The sequence below is a fragment of the Dokdonia sinensis genome (assembly GCF_003688895.1).
Taxonomy (GTDB): domain Bacteria; phylum Bacteroidota; class Bacteroidia; order Flavobacteriales; family Flavobacteriaceae; genus Dokdonia; species Dokdonia sinensis.
Genome location: NZ_REFV01000022.1, coordinates 1 through 18558 on the forward strand (window position 1 = coordinate 1; position 18558 = coordinate 18558).

The following is an 18558-nucleotide window of genomic DNA, read 5'->3' on the forward strand; positions in this document are numbered from 1 at the left end:
CTATCTAAAAGCAGACTGATAACTACTAACTGATAACAAATAGCACTTGTAAAACATTTACGATTGAATAATAGAAATAGCCCTTAATAAAAAAAGACTGTCCGAATAGTTTTCAGACAGCCTCTTTCCAAACAATATAGTTTTGAGCAATGTTAAAACTATATGGCTTCCTTATTGCGCATTTGTACTGCTAGATTATAGATTACGAGTCCGAATCCAATTTTATTGATAGCATCTCCTATGTTATAAATAACATCCATTTGAAGACCGTTCAAGCCATCGTACCACCCTGGAGTTCCTGCCATATATCCTAAAGGATAAATAGCCCACCCAACTAATACGAACCAGCATAAAGCTTTATGTGCCTTGAGAACATAGCCTCCTGCCTCTACTGCTAGCTTTTTAGCACTTCCGAGCCATATTTCATAGGCAATAGCAAAGTAAGCAATACCAGATACTAGACCCCATAACCACGCGTTATCACGATCTACAGCTTCACCTATGTAACCTGTTACAAGCATTACAACAGATAGGAATATAAGTTTCCACATTAACGATTTTTTTGCCCCAGCTACTTTTAAAATAAGATAAAACTCAACGCACATTAAAGGTACCGTTAATACCCAGTCTACATATCTAAAAAAGGTAGGAGACTCTGCATTTGAAGCCCAATAGTCGCGCATATACAAATAATGTACTGCAGCAATAAATGTAATTAAGCCCGATACAAGTATGGAAGTTTTCCATTTCCTATCAAAGTCATTCATTGACAAAAAGAAGAAAGCCGCAGCGGCCATCATTGCCATACACCCAGTGAAGAATGTGAACCCCACATAATCATCTGTCGCGATTTTAGTAACATCGCCCATTAAAAGGATAAAGTTTTGCATTGTTTTGTGATTTTAGTTAGTAATCTTGAGTAAATTTAACTAATAAGAAGCCTTGTTTAATGATTTTATGAAAACTTTGAACAAAAATATTTTACACAAGCTCAATAGCTTCACCTTAGTTTTCAGTTGCTTTACACTTTGGATATCAGGGTTTCTAAGCACTGAGGCAGAGGGAATACTGAGTTACGCTCTTATTTTATCTATAGGCGTGGTACACGGGGCAAATGACGTTTCTTTGTTACTAAAGGATAAAAAGGAGAGTAGCCTAAAAGAAATACTTAAAATTATTTTTATATATGTCGTTGTTGTACTAGGAACAGCAGCACTCTTTTTCAATTTCATTGCTATGGCCACACTCCTATTTATTATTTTGAGTGGATATCATTTTGGCGAGCAGCACTGGGCTATAAGACTTGAGATTAGAAAAAAATTTAAATATATCTACCATACATTATATGGTATATTGATCTTTAGTCTTTTATTTCATCTCAACGAGACAGAAAGTATCGCAGTAATCCAAGATTTAACAGCTGTAATACTTCCAGATAATCTATTCTTTTACACGAGCATTGCGTCTGGTGGGCTGGTAATTCTTTTTTGCAGTTACTTTTACATTTACATACATAGGAAATGGCAATTTTGGTTGCAAGAGCTTTTTTTTATTGCTGTTATTGCCTTAATTTTTAAGACTGCCAGTTTAATATGGGCATTTGCAATTTATTTTATCATCTGGCATAGCCTTCCTTCATTACTTACTCAGTTAATTCATATCTATGGCAAGGCGGAGAAAGATTACTTGAAAGCTTATGTGAAGTCATCACTTTTATATTGGATAGGTGCCATAGTTTTTTTACTAATGCTCTTTTACTTTTTACAGGACTATCATAAACTGTTTATATCTATTCTCGTTGCATTTCTAGCGGCCATAACACTACCTCACGCTATAGTTATGACGAGAATGTTTACTCATAAAAAGAGGTAAAAGGTTCTCAATGCTTGCATAGTAGAACACATTGTAAAATCCTATTTTTGTATAAAATCAAAATCTATGCTTAAAGCTGGCGTACTGGGTGCGGGACACCTCGGAAAAATACATCTAAAACTCCTCAATCAGTCTGAAAACTATACCCTCGTGGGGTTTTATGATGCCTCACCTGAGGTGCGTGCAACCGTTTCAGAACAGTTTGGATATACCGCTTTTGACTCTGAAGAGGCGCTCATCGAAGCCTGCGATGTGGTAGATATTGTAACACCTAGCACCTACCACTATGCTGGAGCAGAAAAGGCAATCAAAGCCGGCAAGCACGTTTTTATAGAAAAGCCCATTGCAAATGACCTTGAGGAAGCAGAGAAAATTCTCGCGCTCGCTCAAGAACATAATATAAAGGGACAAGTAGGACACGTAGAGCGTTTTAATCCAGCATTTATGGCGGTGAGCGAGATGATAGACACGCCTATGTTTATTGAGACGCATCGCCTTGCAGAGTTTAATCCTCGCGGGACGGATGTTCCTGTGGTGCTCGACCTTATGATACACGATATCGATGCTATTTTGAGTGTTGTTAAGAGCAAAGTGAAGAAGGTGACTGCCAGCGGTGTTTCGGTAATTAGTGAGACTCCAGATATTGCAAATGCGCGTATTGAATTTGAAAACGGATGCGTGGCAAACCTTACCGCAAGTCGTATCTCGATGAAGAATATGCGTAAGTCTCGTTTCTTTCAGAAAGATGCCTACATCTCGGTAGATTTTCTGGAGAAAAAGGTAGAAGTCGTAAAGATGAAAGACGCTCCGGAAAACCCAGATGATTTTGCAATGATTCTGCAAAATGCTGAGGGTGTAAAGAAGCAAATCTATTTTGACAATCCCGAAGTACCTGGGAATAATGCAATACTCGATGAGTTAAACGCTTTTGCGAAGGCTATAAAAGAAAACACCACCCCTATAGTCTCATTGCAAGACGGTACTGAAGCCTTGCGCGTGGCGAAGATGGTAATTGCAGATTTTTAGAAAGGCCAGAGAGATTTATATCACTAACAATATTTGCAAGGGTGGAGGAGATTTCCGCCTTCGCGGAAATGACAAAAATACATTTTATGAACATAGCAGTAATAGGAGCAGGAACAATGGGCAATGGAATTGCACATACCTTTGCTCAAAGTGGATACAACGTACATCTCGTAGATATTTCTCAAGAATCTTTAGATCGGGGAATGGCGACCATTACTAAGAATTTGGACAGAATGCTTGCCAAAGAGCGTATCACAGCAACTCAAAAACAAGAAACCCTTAAAAACATTACGACGTTTACAAATCTTAATGAAGGTGTAAAGAGTGCAAATCTAGTTGTAGAGGCCGCTACCGAAAACGTAAATCTCAAATTAAAGATTTTTAAAGACCTAGATGAAGCAACAGGAGCCGGTTGTATTCTTGCTACGAACACCTCCTCTATTTCGATTACACAAATTGCCGCAGTAACAGAGCGTCCAGAAAAAGTCATAGGGATGCACTTTATGAATCCTGTGCCCATTATGAAATTGGTAGAGATTATTCGCGGTTACAATACAAGCGACGAGACCACCAAAAAAATTATGGACTTGTCAGAAAAATTAGGAAAAGTTCCTGTCGAGGTAAATGACTACCCAGGATTTGTTGCAAATCGTATCCTGATGCCTATGATAAACGAGGCTGTGGAGACTTTATATAATGGAGTCGCGGGAGTATATGAAATAGACACCGTGATGAAATTAGGTATGGCACATCCTATGGGACCCCTACAACTTGCAGATTTTATAGGGCTGGACGTGTGCCTCTCCATTCTCGAAGTCATGCACGACGGGTTTAAAAATCCTAAATATGCTCCTTGTCCGCTACTTGTAAATATGGTGCGGGCTGGAAAATTTGGGGTAAAGTCTGGGGAAGGTTTTTATGACTATTCTGAGTCAAGAAAAGCTGAGAAAGTGGCACAGATGTTTGCTTAGAATAATTTTTATTTACAACTAGGTACGCTTTCGCGAAAGCAGAAAAACCCTTTTCAAAACTAGAAAATGCCTAAAATCCTCCCTTTCCGTGCTGTTAGACCTACTCGTGATAAAGTGAGCCTTGTCGCTGCGCGTGCCTATGAACATTACACAGAGGAAGGTCGCAAGTTTAGGATGGATCGCAACCCTTTTTCGTTCCTTCATATTCTTGACCCTGGCTACAAATATCATAAAGAGGTTACTGGACGAGACCGTTTTACACTGGTGCGCAATCGCTATCAAGAATTTAAAGAGGATGGCATTTTTATTCAGGACGAACAACCGGCGTACTATGCCTATAAAATTATAGACCGAGATGGAAATGTGTTTTCAGGGATGATTGCTGCGGCTTCTGTAGAAGATTATGAAAACAATATCATCCGTAAGCACGAGGAGACTATCCAGCATCGGGAGGAATTATTTAAAGAATATCTCGACACCGTAGGTTTTAATGCGGAGGCTGTTTTACTCACCTACCCCGACAATTCGGACATTGAAAGGGTGCTTGAAAAAACGATGGCATCCCGAGCCGAATATGAGTTTACAACTACCTTTAGGGACACGCAATACTTGTGGCCACTAACTGATGAAGCCGAAATTGCTGAAATCAAAAAAGCTTTTGAAACCATAGACTGCATTTACATTGCAGATGGGCATCACCGCTCGCGCTCTTCCTACCTACTGGCAAAAGCGCATCAAGAAGATGGAAAGAAAAACGAGGCTTTTAATTACTTTATGAGTTACCTCATTCCCGAGTCTGACTTGAAAATATATGAATTCAACCGTATCATTAAGGGGCTTAATGGGCATACTAAGGAAAGTTTTTTAGTGGCTCTGGACGCTGTTTTTCGCATTGAAAACCGTGGCACAGCACTATATAAACCTACTAAGAAACACCACTTTACGATGTACTTGGATGGGGAGTTCTATTCATTGTATTTGAGACACAGTCAGCGGGAATTTGGAAATCCACTGGAGCGACTGGACACCCAGCTCTTATATGACCATATATTAAGACCTTTACTGGGCATAGAAGATATGCGCAATGATGACCGACTAGGATATACAGATGGTCGCAAGGATATGGTTTACGTAAAAGACATCATAGATAAGGGCGATTTTACCGTAGGTTTTGGGATGTTACCCGTCACAATACAAGAACTAAAAGAAATCGCAGACGCTGGGCTTACAATGCCCCCAAAAAGTACGTATATTGAACCAAAGTTGCGCAGTGGCATCACGATTTACGAGTTTTAATGAGCATAAAAGAAAATATACTTCAGTTTCGTCAGGAAATTCCTGAGCACGTCACCCTAGTTGCCGTTTCAAAAACCAAACCTAATGCAGACTTAATGGAGGCCTATGAGGCTGGTCAGCGTATTTTTGGGGAGAATAAGATTCAGGAGATGACCGAAAAATGGGAGCAACTCCCTAAAGATATTGAGTGGCATATGATAGGTCACGTACAGACAAACAAGGTTAAGTATATGGCACCTTTTGTAAGTCTCGTGCACGCTGTGGACCGTATCAAACTCCTCAAGGAAATTAACAAACAGGCGAAGAAAGAAAATCGTGTAATAGACGTTCTCATTCAAATCAAGATTGCGCGCGAGGATTCAAAATTTGGGATGCCCGTGGAGGAGGCAAATCAGTTATTTGAGCAAGGCAAACTTTCGGCGTATCCTAATGTAAATGTAAAGGGACTGATGGGGATGGCCACTTTTACAGACGATACGGATCAAGTAGCGGCAGAGTTTGAATTGCTGGAAGGGATATTTTTACGCTTTCGCGAAAGCGCAAACCTCTCCATCCTATCCACCGGAATGAGCGGAGATTATAAGATCGCAATTGAAAATGGCAGTACGATGATTAGAGTAGGAAGTGCTATTTTTGGAGCGAGAAATTGAGGTGGACTTGAAGTCGAAGGTGAAACTATAACAGCGAGATTCTCGCCTTCGCGGGAATTAAATTATAAATGAGATTTCCGCCTTTGCGGAAATGACAAAATAAGATTCTATTTACGCAATACTTGACATAGAGACTACGGGTGGAAAATACAACGAAGAGGGTATTACCGAAATCGCCATCTATAAATTTGACGGACACGATGTTGTCGACCAATTTATTAGCCTCGTAAATCCTGAGCGTCCTATACAAGCTTTTGTAGTGGGGCTTACGGGAATCAATAACGAAATGCTACGCAATGCTCCCAAGTTTTACGAAGTAGCAAAACGCATCATCGAAATTACCGCAGGCTGCGTTATTGTGGCGCATAACGCACAGTTTGACTATCGTATTTTAAGTCTGGAGTTTGATAGGCTTGGGTATCCCTTTGAGCGTACCACTCTTTGTACCGTAGAGTTATCACAAGAATTACTATTAGGACATAAAAGCTACAGCCTGGGAAAACTAGCCAAAGCGTTAGGAATCCCGATGTCTAACAGGCACCGTGCAGATGGAGATGCGCTAGCCACCGTGCAACTGTTTAAAATGTTGCTAGCAAAAGATACCGAGAAAAAAATTATACAGGCAGCGGTAAAATCCTTCCCTAAGCGGAATATGGATACAAAGCTCAAAGATATAATAGCCAGTGTACCTTCAGAAACAGGAGTGTATTACATGCACAATGTGAACGGCACTATCATTTATATCGGGAAGAGCAAGAACATGAAGAAACGGCTCACGCAACACTTTACAAGTGACAACCGTAAGAGCAAGCAAATACAAGATGATGTTGTGGAGGTGACTTACGAAGAAACTGGAAGTGAGCTTATCGCCCTGCTCAAAGAAAATGAAGAGATAAAACGCAATAGGCCCAAATTTAATCGTGCACTACGCAGAACTAATTTTAAAGTGCAGTTATCTCATTATATAGATGATAACGGATATATCAACTTGAAAACCGAGAGAGCTGATCCGACTAAAGATGCCATAACCACCTTTAGCAATACTATGAGTGCAAAAGCTCAACTAGAACGTATCATCGAAGCGTATGTATTGTGCCAAAACAAAACAATAATGCACGGAACTTCTGGTAATTGCTTTAATTATACGATTAAGAAGTGTAATGGGGCCTGTATTGAGGAGGAGTCACCAGAGGTTTACAACTTACGCGTCCAGTCCTTTATACAAAAACATAGCTTTGAGAACAAGAGTATGCTCGTAATAGACAGAGGTAGGAAAGTGAATGAACGTTCTGTCGTTCTTATAGAAGACGGGATTTTCAAGGGTATAGGGTTTTATAATCTTAACCATCAACTCAATAATATGGAGATTCTTAGGTCTATTATCACACCTATGGATGATAATCGAGATGCGCAACATATTATAAAAAGCTATACACGCACTAAGAGAAATCTAAAAACAATACCTTTAACTGAACTTGTAGGATAATACCATTTCATTTGAGCAATTCAGAAAACAGAAGCTGGCGACAAATACTTCACGATATTATTTATGAAGCAGACACCCCTGCGGGAAAAGTTTTTGACATAGTGCTTCTTGTGCTGATTCTTGCCAGTATTGCTTTGGTCATGCTTGAAAGCGTAAAAAGTTTTGACGAAAAATATCACGAGTTTTTTGAGGTTGGGGAGTGGGTTATTACCATATTTTTTACATTCGAATACTTCGCTCGAATTATTACAGTTAAGAAACCTTCAAAATATATTTTTAGCTTTTACGGACTTATTGATTTCTTTTCAACGATACCGCAGTACTTGGCTTTTTTCGTTATTGGCTCTAATGCTTTACTCACAGTTAGAGCTCTTAGACTACTGAGGATATTCAGGATTTTAAAAGTCACACGCTATGTAGGCGAGTCTAACAAGCTTTCAAAAGCTCTGAAAGATAGTAGGGCAAAAATTAGTATTTTTCTATTTGCAGTACTCATACTATGCATTATTGCTGGTACGCTCATGTATATGATCGAGGGTGAGGAAAGTGGTTTTACGAGCATTCCAGTTAGTGTTTATTGGTGTATAGTAACATTAACTACCGTTGGATTTGGAGATATTGCACCAGTAACACCCCTAGGACAATTTATCGCTGCCATTATTATGATAATGGGTTATGGTATCATTGCAGTTCCTACTGGTATTGTAAGTGCCGAGTATGCTAAAGATTACAAAAATAAAAATGATATAGTCACTATAGACGGGGAAGATTATGTGCATATGAATACACAGTCTTGTCAAAATTGTGGCACTCGCAAACACCGTGATGATGCACAGCATTGCCATCAATGCGGATATTCTTTATTTGATGAGTAAATATCTCATTGCAATCATAGGACCCACAGCTATAGGTAAAACTAGCCTATCGATTAAGATTGCAAACCATTTCCAAACCGAAATTATCTCTGCAGATTCTCGCCAGTTCTTTAAAGAAATGAAGATAGGAACGGCCGTTCCAGAGCCCGAAGAACTAGATGCAGCCCCACACCATTTTATCCAACATATTTCTGTAGAAGATGAATATAGTGTTGGCCATTATGAAAAGGAAGCAATTGCGCTCACAAAGAAGCTTTTTAGGAAACACGACACCCTAGTAATGGTAGGTGGTAGTGGAATGTATGTAGATGCCGTCATAAATGGATTAGATGAATTCCCTGAGGTAAAAAATGGCGTGCGAGAAGAACTTAAACTATTGCTTGAATTTGACGGTATAGAAGCACTTCAAGAATTGCTCAAGGAGAAAGATCCTGTATACTATGATCAAGTAGACCTCTTTAACCATCAACGTGTGATCAGGGCACTAGAGGTTTGTCTTTCGGCGGGGGAACCTTTTTCTTCTTTTAGAAATAAACCTAGACCTGAGCGGGATTTTAAAACTATAAAAATTGGACTCAAGGCTCCTCGTGAGATTATGTACGAACGCATCAATAAACGCGTGGACGTAATGGTTGAGAATGGACTTGTAGAGGAGGTGCGCAGTTTGCTTTCGCGAAAGCGGTTAAATGCATTAAACACCGTGGGCTACAAAGAACTTTTTGCTCATTTTGATGAGGAATTAACACTTGAAGAAGCCATTGAGAAAATCAAAATTAATACGCGACGCTTTGCTAAAAGGCAACTGACTTGGTATCGCAAGGATGATAGCATTGTCTGGTTTGATTACGAGACGCCTTTTCCTGAAATCGCAGACTACATCCATAAAAAAACGTCTTGATTGCTCAAGACGTTTTGTGTATTCACTAATATCAAACCAGTTAATCGTCTGTCTTAACTACAAGACGGAATCCTTCCCCGTGGATATTTAAAATTTCTACTACGTCGTCCTTTTTAAGGTACTTGCGCAGTTTTGCAATATATACGTCCATACTACGTGATGTGAAATAGTTATCATCGCGCCATATCTTTGTGAGTGCGAGCTCACGAGGCATCAGGTCATTCTCGTGTAACGCCAGCATACGTAATAATTCATTCTCCTTAGGAGATAATTTTATAGGCTCTTCATCTTTATAAGTTAAGAATCTGAGTTTCGAATTCAAATGGAAATTCCCCACATTGAATTCAAATTGTTTACTATCTGCAACCGAATCTACAGCTTTGCGTTGCATAATAGCTTTGATTTTCATAAGAAGAACCTCGCTATCAAACGGTTTATTGAGATAGTCGTCTGCTCCTACTTTATACCCTTTTAGAACATCCTCTTTTAATGCTTTTGCAGTGAGGAAAATGATAGGCACATCCTCATTCTTTTCTCTAATTTCTTTAGCTAGAGTAAATCCGTCCTTATAAGGCATCATAACATCAAGGATACAGAGATCGTAATCGTCTTTCTTGAACTTCTCAAAGCCTTCCATACCATTTTTAGCATGTGTGACATCGTAGTCGTTCATTGATAAATAATCCTTGAGTACGGTTCCGAAGTTTGGATCGTCTTCTACTAGTAAAATCTTTTTGTTTTCAGTTTCCATATTGTTATGATATTAGTGGTAATTTTATAATGAATGTGCTTCCTTTTCCTTTTTCGCTTTCTACGTAAACCTCGCCCTGATGATCATCTACAATCTGCTTTACGTAGGCAAGTCCTAAGCCGTGACCTTTTACATTGTGTATGTCGCCGGTATGTTCTCTAAAAAATTTATCAAAAACCTTTTTCTGCACAGATTTTGTCATTCCATCTCCTTGATCTTGTATTTTTAAGATAATAAAATTCTTAACATTCTCTGTATACACATCAATTTTTGGAGTATCTGATGAATATTTTACTGCGTTATCGAGCATATTTACAATCACATTTGTAAAATGAGATTCATTTGCGAGTATCGACGACTTCGAGGCATCAAAATGAGTATTTACATACCCTTGTCTGTCTTCAACAATAAGTTCTACGTGCATTATGGCCTCTTCTATAAGGTCGTGCAGTTTTACGCGGTCCTTTTTTATGTCAAGCTCATTCTTTTCGAGTTTAGAAATTCTAAGTACATTCTCAACTTGTGCGTGCATTCTTTTATTTTCCTCACGTATCATATTATGATAATAGGACACTTTATCTGAATCTTGAGATACTTTAGGGTTCTTAATTGCGTCTAATGCAAGATTTATGGTTGCAATAGGCGTCTTAAACTCGTGAGTCATGTTATTTATAAAGTCTGTCTTAATCTGAGATATCTGTCTTTGCTTATTTAATTGATTAAGAGCACTAGAATAGGCCAGCATGATTATAAATGTAAAAATTACTGAGAGTGCCACCATACCCGCAATAGAGGATATTACAAATTTCTTTTGACCCGGAAAATTAGCGTATAGGGTATAATTACTCTGTCCATTTTCATCTGCAAATAATGGATGACCATAAGTAGGAGAATCCCCGTCTAAAACGAAATTATCACTTCTCAAACGTGTACTTAAGTTATTACTATAAACAGCAAACTCAAACTCGGTATCCATATCACGCTCCACTAAATCTATCGTGAGCATACGTTTTATCTCATCTTCAGTTACTCTTGTATGCACTGGTTTTTTAGCAGCACGATCGCTAATCATCTTACTAAAATTGTATTTCTCAAACTCTTGCAATCTAGAGAACTCCTGTATTCTATCTTTAATTTCCACAGAAGAGTTATTACCATCAAGCTCGCTACCCTTATCTAAAATATAACGCTGAGATCTATTATAAAATCTTTTGAACTCTATACTATCTAAGTCAAAATCAAAGGCCGGTGAAGCCAACTTAAAATCTTGTTGAAGAATCCCGTTGCGATAAATAAAAATATCATTAGTTGCGGGGTCATCTTGAAATAAGATAAATTCATCAAATGTAAGATCGTCTGGAATACCTATACTATCTGCTAACTCCCTAAAAGGCCTGTATAGATCTTCCAGTTCTTCGTTCTGAATTTTATGAGCGGTTGCAGAAAGTGCTTGACGCGCACTAAATTCAAATTGTTCTCTCTTTGTATTAACGCTGTCTATTATCCAATATCCCTGAACGAATATTATCCCTATAAGGGACAGACTCATTAGTAATATAAGGAGATAAAACAGTTTTTTATTCATTACTCAAAAGTAAGATTTTAACATTTAGAGCTCTTTCCATTTAACCAAATGTTAACAGCAACCTGTCTTACCAATTTTCCTGGAATCGCCTGAGTAAATGTTGATGTATCTTATATACTTCCTGTTTAGTTTTGGAGAAGTCAATATTCTCTATTATTACGTCTGCAAGGGCCATTTTCTTAACATCATCCCATTGTGCATCCATACGCTGTTTTATCTGAGAGATAGAAGCATTATCTCTTTTCCTTACCCGATCAATTCTTAAGTCCCTAGGTGCAGTTACGAGAATATTAAAATCTGTTTGCTTATAACCCCCATTTTCAAATAAGATAGCAGCTTCTTTAATAACATAAATGTAATCTCTAATTAAAACCCATTGCTTAAAATCTCGAGCAACTGCAGGATGGACGATTTCATTTAGAGCGTTTCTAGTTGTACTATTAGTAAAAATTTTATCTGCTATATATTCCCTATTTAAATTTCCGTCTATATAAGCACTTTCTCCAAGTAGTTTTTTTATCGCATCTATTACTCTAGTATCAGACTGCATTAATGCTTTTGCACGTTCATCTGCAATATATATGGGCACCCCATACTCCTCAAATAGTCTTGCTATAGTAGATTTACCACTTCCGATTCCTCCTGTTAAACCTACAATCATTCGTCTACAATTATATACTGCACTTGATTTTGCGACAATCTTGTTTGAGAAACTATAGCAGGTTTTTTGGTCACAGCGAGAGCTAGGTGAGATTCATTATTATTATCACTAGCGGTTATCGCTTCGACTGTAAAGTCTGACACCTTAACATCATCATAAGTAGAGATAGGAACGGCATAAAACAATGTAACTTCCTTAGGAAAAAGCTGTATCGTTCTCCCGTCAGAATTATTAAGCGTAACTGGCACAACAACAGACCCCTCAGTAAACTTCTCAACAGATTGAGATACCTTAACAGTCTCTGGCACAACAGTTACACCTTTTGCAAGATCAGATACATCTATAGAAACATTTTGAGAAACATCCATCATAACATTTTCGAGGACTATTTTTTGAGTGTACAATCTTTCAATACTATCAATATCTCTGCGCGGACCTATAATCTTTAATAGAGAAGGAACTACCGTAATAGAATCTACAGCACCAAAACCAACTTCATAATTAATATTTGAACGCAAAGTAATTGGAATTTCTTTTGATGCTAGCCTATTCGCAGTATACAAAATTTGTTCAGGAGTAATTCTAAAATCATTTGTAGACAAATTTAAAAATTCCTTAATACGAGCTCGTATTCTTTCTTTTGAAAGTGTATAAGTATCATCCGCATTATTCTTTATAAGAGAGTCAAATGGGATGTTTATTATGCTTTCGCGAAAGCTATTACTAACTAATTTAAATCCAATAGTTTCGTAATAAACAGTAACCGTATTAACATCTGAAGCGTCTACAGCAAGATTATCTGGGATACCTACTAAAACTATTGTAAAGCTTTTATTTGTTGTGTATGAATTTGCAAGCTTAATAAAAATAGCCACTACAGTTGTAAATAAGAGAAAAAACAAATATCCCTTAACATTACTATTATCAAACCAATTTCCATTTTTAAGAGTCACTATTTATTTTTATTTAAAAATTAATCAAAAAATAATTCAGGGAATGTTTCCTTAGGATCACTCTTAAGCCAAGATACAAACAATGTAGACTTGAAAAACCCATAACCATAACCAAAAAACTGAATACACACAGCAAAAGCCGTAAGCACCGTAACATGTATGCTTCTAGTTGTGACTAAGGCGTGAATGAAAATAGAGGCAAAATAAATACAATAACAAATAATTGGAAAAAAAACTCCAAATAAAGGGAGTACTAAACTACAAGCTAGACCCGCAATAAATAAGGTTGGAAACCAATATGTAATCTTTGAAGAATCTTTGTGCCAAGTATTTAAAATAGGACGTACAAGACCAAATTTATAAACCTGTTTATAAAACTTAGCCCAAGAAATGCGCCTTTTATGATATACAAAAGCATCAGAAAAAAGCCTACTCTTAAATCCCATCTTCCATAGCCTAAGAACTAAATCTGGATCTTCACCTGGATGAATTTTTCCAAAACCCTTACTAGATTGGAAGGCTTGTTTTGAAATACCCATATTAAAACTACGGGGCTGAAAACTATTTGTTCTAGTATCAGCTCCTCGTATACCTCCCGTAGTTAACATAGAGGTCATTGCATAATTAATAGCCTTTTGAATATTACTAAAACTATCCATAGCAGCATCTGGACCGCCGAAAAAATCAACATACGACTTGCTTAACTCATCCCTTACGTTATTGAGATAATCTGATGGAAGTATGCAATCAGAATCTAAAATTAAAAAGTAATTACCACGTGCCCTTTCCATACCATAATTACGGGAGGCTCCTGGACCAGAATTTGCTTTCTTATAATATGTAATATCCAAAATATCTTCGTACTTCCGAATCTGATCATAACACGAAATACTTGACCCATCTTCTACAATGACGACCTCAAATGAAAAGAATGCACACTTTAGATGGGTCATACTTTCCAGTAACTCACCAATTTCATCTGGGCGATTAAAAACAGGTACGATAAAAGAAAAATCTAAATTCATAATAGCAAAACTATGTGAATTATATGCATAAAAAAAATCCCCAACCTTTCGGTTGGGGACTTTCTAAGTAAAACTTTACTTTATTAGAATATCAGCTTATTGCTTGATGATTCTGTAAGCGCCAGTCTGGTTGTTAATTGTAACATTAACAAGATATACACCAGTATTTAAGTTGCTCATATCAACTGTAGTGTTAAGTGCATCTGGAGATGACTTAGTTACAGTTTGTCCAAGTAAGTTGAATACTTCAACAGTTTGGATTTTTTCTTGAGCAGAAAGGTTTAATACGTTGTCAACTGGGTTAGGATAGAAGTTAAATCCAGCAGCAGCTAAGTCGCTCACATTAAGTGACGCATCATAAGCAGCTAGTCTAAAGTCTCCTGTTAATCCAGCAGAATCAGATCCAAATACACGGATGTAAAGTGTCTCACCAGCAGTTAAACCTGTAAGTTCAACTTTAGAGTAAGAACCTATTCCATTATCATCGTCACATCCTACTTCAGTTAATGATCCACAAGATCCTGTGTAAACAGCAAGACCTGTATCTAAAATAGGATCATTACCAGTAACAGTTTCTTGAGTCTCGATAGTAATATTTGTAGACTCAGGAACTTCAACAGTATACCATACACCGTCTCCGTTTCCGCTAAAGAATCCACAAGAAGGATCTGCACCACCGTTAGATGTAACAGCACCAGTACTTGTAACCTCTACAGCAGAAGTTTCGAAATCCTCATCAGCAGTTAGCTCGATAGAAGTAGAACAAACATCATTGATAAGAGAACAAGTTGTAAATGCTTCCCATCCTGAATCAGTTCCAGAACCATCAGAATCAAAAGATACAGTAATTGCACCAGTAGAATCAGTAGATGTGAATGTAGCAGGAGCACGTAAGTCTAAAGTAAATGGCTGAGCAGTACCAACACCATTATATACACCTAAGAAATCTTCACCAAACTCAAGAGCTACAGAAGTAAACTCTAAAGTAAGAGCACTTGCATTTGCACTTGGGAAAAGAGTAACAGTATATCTCTCATTATTTCCGTAATCTGCAGCAATTCCTCCAGTATCAAAGAAATCTGAATTACATCCTATGTTTGTCATAAACATAGCAGATGCAGCATACTCAGAAGTGTTACCATCTTCATCACATACAGAACGTACCCAAGCAACATAAGATGTACCATCTGCTATAGGAGAGATTGTTACAGCTGTATCTGTAGTGTTTCCAGCAGTACCAGCAATAACGTCAGCAGCTACTTCAGGATCACCACCTGGAGCAGTAAGTAAGTAATCGTAACTTACAACACCGTCTACAGCGTCCCAAGAAACATCAACACTATTATTTGTTACGTTGTCCACTTCTACATCGTCAGGAGCATCACAAAGTGCAGGAGCACAGAATTCAAAAGCGTCAGAGAAACCAGAAGTCTCACCATCACAGATTGCTCTTACGTATAACTCATAACAAGTTCTAGGCTCTAATGTAGTTAAAGCAAAAGTTTCTACGCCTGCGTCAAGGCTACCAGACTGAATGTATGGTCCTACCTCAGGATCTACACCTGGCTCAACTAGAGCATAAAAATGACCGTTAACAGCAGTTGAAAAACCTGAAAAGCTTACATCTGCAGAATTAGGTTCTAAGTTACTCAACATTACATTTTCAGGATCAGCACAACCTAGCTCACTAACTTCGAAGCTATCGATAGCTATCTGACCTACAAAGTTGAAAACTCCGTCAAGGATCGTTTCGAAACGAACTTTGATAGTTCCTCCTCCAAGACCAAGTCCGTCTATATCAAGAGTGTAGTTCTCCCAGTTCTCTTCATTACCATCGCTAGTAGCAGTATTTGAATCTGAAGTTAAAACAGTAGTAAATGTCTCACCGTTATCTGTACTTACTTGTACATTCATTGTGTTGTTTGTAACACCAAAGTTTGAGCTAAAAAATTCATCTACGTTGTTATTTAATGCGAAACGAACAGCCGCACCCTCAACATCAGAAATATCAAAATTAGGAGAATCTAAGTTTGTCATTTGAGCATTAGTACCATCATTTGTTCCGAAAATAACTGCAGGCTGAATAGGATCAACTAAAGCATAACCTCCAGCAGCACCAAAAACACCGTCATTATCTACAACTTCAGTACTTGCAGTACCAGTTCCAAAATCACCTCCATTAAGTTGAGCTTCCTCGTATGTATAAACATAGTTCATACCGTTTTGAGTAAAACACTCTGGATCGTTACCTGTATTAAAAGCATCAGCAAAATCTTCAGTGTAAACATCACCTGCATTTAATACGATGTTATCACAACCAGTCGTTGCGCTTTGAGGTCCTAAATCAACACTATTCCCATCTGTAGCACCACAATTGTTACGCACATAAACATCGTAAGTAGTTTGCTCATCAAGACCAGTAGCAGTAGCACTTGTTCCTGTTACGTTACCAAAAGCAGCATCTGCAGCTGAATAAGTAGGTGCATCACCTGTAGGAACAACAGCATAATCGTAAGAATCAGAATTGTTTGCAGCAGTCCAAGAGAATGCAATTGAATCATTATCAACTTCTTCTACAGAAAGATCAGTAGGAGCTGGACAAACGTCCTCAGTAGTAACATCTACAACCGCAGTCCAAGGACCAGGAGTACCATTACATACAGAACGCACATATACGTCATAATCTGTTGCTGGTAATAAAGCCACAACAGTTTCCATTAAATCTGTAGTTTGATCAGCCTCAACCGCTGGAGGATTAGCAAACTCAGGCGCATCTCCATCATTCATAACAACGTACTGATAAGCATCAGCACCTGATGTACCTTGCCAAGAAATATCAAAAGATGTACTCATAACATTACTAACAGTAACGTTAAATGGAGCAGGACAAGGCTCAGGGTTATCTTGGAAACGGATTGACCATTGATCAACAGTACCAGTATCAAAATTTGCAGAGTCACAAACAAGAAGTGTCCAGTCACCTGAACCTTCTACACCTGCAAAAGCCTCGTTAAGAGAACCACCTTCAGGGGCAAACACTCCAGTAAATGGAGCAGGACCTCCTATTGTAGGTGGGTTACCTTCATCACTAAAGATTGTCTCAGTATATGCATCTGTAGCAAGACCACCATTACCAGTTGACAACTCAATAGTCGTCTCTCCATCTGGAGCTTGTAAAAAAATGTTAAGATCTGAAGACCAAGTATGAGAAATATTCAAGCGAATTTCATCAATCTGCTGTGTATCCCCAATAACACCAATTCCAGTAACCTCAGCATCGAACTCGTCGAAACCAAAACCACAATTGTTGTCATTAATAAACCCACCATCGCCTTCAAAGACCGGGTTTTGTGCTGAAACTTGCAATGCAAAAGCAGAGACAATCAGCGCCATTAATAATGTAATTTTTTTCATAAAACTAATTTTAAATTTAAATAAACAATTAAACCTATTGAACAAACACTATATTCCTTGCAAATATAGAAAAAATAATAACCCATAAAAATTATGAGTTATTATTTTTAAAAAAAGACTAAAGCCACCTGAGCGTTAGATTTAACAAGCCTTTATAACTTGCCGGAAAAAAAATTCTATTTTTTTTGATGTCACAAAATTAATCGTCACCCATAAAAGTCGCCATCACTTCATTGCTTACACCTACATTACTAAAACCTCCGTCATTAAATAAGTTTTGCATCGTAACCCTTTTTGTAAGGTCAGAAAACAAAGTAACGGTGTAATTTGCACAATCCAGCGCAGTGGCGTTTCCTAATGGGCTCATCTTTTCTGCATAAGCAATAAATCCGTCAAATCCCTTTACCCCTTGCCCAGCAGTAGTAGGTGTGGGAGATTGCGATATCGTATTTACTCGTACTTTTTTATCTTTCCCAAAGAAGTAACCGAAACTACGTCCTATAGATTCCAAATACGCTTTGTTATCTGCCATGTCATTATAATCTGGAAATACGCGTTGAGCCGCCATGTACGTAAGCGCCACGATGCTGCCCCATTCATTCATAGCATCTTTTTGATACAATGTCTGCATTACTTTATGAAATGACATTGCAGAGACATCAGTACCCTTTTGAGTCCAATCATATTTCTGATCCGTATAAGCCCTACCCTTGCGCACATTAATAGACATTCCTATAGAATGAAGTACAAAATCCAATTTACCCCCTAAAATCTCTTGAGCTTTTTCTACTAGGTTCTCAAGATCTGCTAGATCTGTAGCATCTGCAGGAATGATTTCAGAACCTGTTTTTTCTGCAAGTTCATTAATCTGACCCATACGCATTGCAATAGGTGCGTTTGTTAAAACAAATTTACCTCCTTCTTCGTGCACACGCTCTGCAGTTTTCCAAGCGATAGAATTTTCATCTAGCGCTCCAAATATTATCCCTCTTTTTCCTTTAAGTAAGTTATATCCCATGACTTTTCAAGTATTAAGTTGTGTCCTTATTATATATACCATTTTCTATAATGTAAATATCGATCAATTAATTTGAA

General features: G+C 37.9%; 16 protein-coding genes. 8 read left to right on the top strand and 8 right to left on the bottom strand.

What is annotated here, in order from left to right; translation table 11 throughout:
* Positions 1-158: 158 nt before the first annotated feature.
* A complete protein-coding gene (locus EAX61_RS15650; protein WP_201739475.1) occupies positions 159-890 on the bottom strand; it encodes a bacteriorhodopsin-like in 732 nt (243 codons plus the stop codon).
* Between the two features lie 76 nt (positions 891-966).
* On the opposite strand from EAX61_RS15650, the gene EAX61_RS15655 reads away from it, so the two are divergent.
* From EAX61_RS15655 to miaA, 8 genes are all read left to right on the top strand, one after another.
* Positions 967-1872, top strand: coding sequence for a Brp/Blh family beta-carotene 15,15'-dioxygenase (locus tag EAX61_RS15655; RefSeq protein ID WP_161555246.1), 906 nt, complete (start codon positions 967-969; stop codon positions 1870-1872).
* 66 nt (positions 1873-1938) lie between these two features.
* The gene (locus EAX61_RS15660) at positions 1939-2898 is read left to right on the top strand and encodes a Gfo/Idh/MocA family protein (RefSeq protein WP_121918658.1); all 960 of its coding nucleotides are present in this window, start codon (positions 1939-1941) and stop codon (positions 2896-2898) included.
* Positions 2899-2984: 86 nt separating this feature from the next.
* Positions 2985-3869 (top strand): 3-hydroxyacyl-CoA dehydrogenase family protein, encoded by an 885-nt coding sequence (locus EAX61_RS15665; protein ID WP_121918659.1) that lies wholly within the window; start codon positions 2985-2987, stop codon positions 3867-3869.
* A gap of 66 nt (positions 3870-3935) precedes the next feature.
* Positions 3936-5165: a DUF1015 domain-containing protein gene (locus tag EAX61_RS15670; RefSeq protein ID WP_121918660.1), complete on the top strand. Its 1230-nt coding sequence runs from the start codon at positions 3936-3938 to the stop codon at positions 5163-5165.
* Complete coding sequence (locus EAX61_RS15675) at positions 5165-5815, top strand: YggS family pyridoxal phosphate-dependent enzyme (protein WP_121918661.1); 651 nt, start codon at positions 5165-5167, stop codon at positions 5813-5815. The genes EAX61_RS15670 and EAX61_RS15675 overlap by 1 nt, the downstream gene beginning before the upstream one ends.
* Before the next feature lie 109 nt (positions 5816-5924).
* Positions 5925-7301 (top strand): exonuclease domain-containing protein, encoded by a 1377-nt coding sequence (locus EAX61_RS15680; RefSeq protein WP_121918662.1) that lies wholly within the window; start codon positions 5925-5927, stop codon positions 7299-7301.
* A gap of 11 nt (positions 7302-7312) precedes the next feature.
* Positions 7313-8176 carry an ion transporter gene (locus EAX61_RS15685; RefSeq protein WP_121918663.1) on the top strand — a complete coding sequence of 288 codons (864 nt, stop codon included), beginning with the start codon at positions 7313-7315 and terminating at the stop codon, positions 8174-8176.
* On the top strand, positions 8169-9074 hold the full coding sequence (miaA, locus tag EAX61_RS15690; protein ID WP_121918691.1) for a tRNA (adenosine(37)-N6)-dimethylallyltransferase MiaA: 906 nt from the start codon (positions 8169-8171) through the stop codon (positions 9072-9074). Before EAX61_RS15685 ends, miaA begins: the two co-directional genes overlap by 8 nt.
* A gap of 40 nt (positions 9075-9114) precedes the next feature.
* On the opposite strand, the gene EAX61_RS15695 is transcribed toward miaA, so the two are convergent.
* The 7 genes from EAX61_RS15695 to EAX61_RS15725 form a co-directional block, all read right to left on the bottom strand.
* Positions 9115-9825 (bottom strand): response regulator transcription factor, encoded by a 711-nt coding sequence (locus tag EAX61_RS15695; protein WP_121918664.1) that lies wholly within the window; start codon positions 9823-9825, stop codon positions 9115-9117.
* Between the two features lie 4 nt (positions 9826-9829).
* A complete protein-coding gene (locus tag EAX61_RS15700; RefSeq protein ID WP_121918665.1) occupies positions 9830-11410 on the bottom strand; it encodes a sensor histidine kinase in 1581 nt (526 codons plus the stop codon).
* A 67-nt stretch (positions 11411-11477) separates the two neighbouring features.
* On the bottom strand, positions 11478-12071 hold the full coding sequence (coaE, locus tag EAX61_RS15705; RefSeq protein ID WP_121918666.1) for a dephospho-CoA kinase: 594 nt from the start codon (positions 12069-12071) through the stop codon (positions 11478-11480).
* On the bottom strand, positions 12068-13024 hold the full coding sequence (locus tag EAX61_RS15710; protein ID WP_121918667.1) for a CdaR family protein: 957 nt from the start codon (positions 13022-13024) through the stop codon (positions 12068-12070). Before EAX61_RS15710 ends, coaE begins: the two co-directional genes overlap by 4 nt.
* Before the next feature lie 20 nt (positions 13025-13044).
* Positions 13045-14049 carry a glycosyltransferase family 2 protein gene (locus tag EAX61_RS15715; RefSeq protein WP_121918668.1) on the bottom strand — a complete coding sequence of 335 codons (1005 nt, stop codon included), beginning with the start codon at positions 14047-14049 and terminating at the stop codon, positions 13045-13047.
* Positions 14050-14145: 96 nt separating this feature from the next.
* Positions 14146-17463 (bottom strand): fibronectin type III domain-containing protein, encoded by a 3318-nt coding sequence (locus EAX61_RS15720; protein ID WP_121918669.1) that lies wholly within the window; start codon positions 17461-17463, stop codon positions 14146-14148.
* Positions 17464-17662: 199 nt separating this feature from the next.
* Positions 17663-18481, bottom strand: a complete 819-nt coding sequence (locus tag EAX61_RS15725; protein ID WP_121918670.1) for an enoyl-ACP reductase FabI — start codon at positions 18479-18481, stop codon at positions 17663-17665.
* Between the last annotated feature and the right edge of the window lie 77 nt (positions 18482-18558).

Bases quoted from the DNA above. Each gene is read 5' to 3' on its own strand.
- EAX61_RS15650 (WP_201739475.1), bottom strand. From the start codon at position 890: ATGCAAAACTTTATCCTTTTAATGGGCGATGTTACTAAAATCGCGACA.
- EAX61_RS15660 (WP_121918658.1), top strand. From the start codon at position 1,939: ATGCTTAAAGCTGGCGTACTGGGTGCGGGACACCTCGGAAAAATACAT.
- EAX61_RS15665 (WP_121918659.1), top strand. From the start codon at position 2,985: ATGAACATAGCAGTAATAGGAGCAGGAACAATGGGCAATGGAATTGCA.
- EAX61_RS15670 (WP_121918660.1), top strand. From the start codon at position 3,936: ATGCCTAAAATCCTCCCTTTCCGTGCTGTTAGACCTACTCGTGATAAA.
- EAX61_RS15675 (WP_121918661.1), top strand. From the start codon at position 5,165: ATGAGCATAAAAGAAAATATACTTCAGTTTCGTCAGGAAATTCCTGAG.
- miaA (WP_121918691.1), top strand. From the start codon at position 8,169: ATGAGTAAATATCTCATTGCAATCATAGGACCCACAGCTATAGGTAAA.
- EAX61_RS15695 (WP_121918664.1), bottom strand. From the start codon at position 9,825: ATGGAAACTGAAAACAAAAAGATTTTACTAGTAGAAGACGATCCAAAC.
- EAX61_RS15700 (WP_121918665.1), bottom strand. From the start codon at position 11,410: ATGAATAAAAAACTGTTTTATCTCCTTATATTACTAATGAGTCTGTCC.
- coaE (WP_121918666.1), bottom strand. From the start codon at position 12,071: ATGATTGTAGGTTTAACAGGAGGAATCGGAAGTGGTAAATCTACTATA.
- EAX61_RS15715 (WP_121918668.1), bottom strand. From the start codon at position 14,049: ATGAATTTAGATTTTTCTTTTATCGTACCTGTTTTTAATCGCCCAGAT.
- EAX61_RS15720 (WP_121918669.1), bottom strand. From the start codon at position 17,463: ATGAAAAAAATTACATTATTAATGGCGCTGATTGTCTCTGCTTTTGCA.
- EAX61_RS15725 (WP_121918670.1), bottom strand. From the start codon at position 18,481: ATGGGATATAACTTACTTAAAGGAAAAAGAGGGATAATATTTGGAGCG.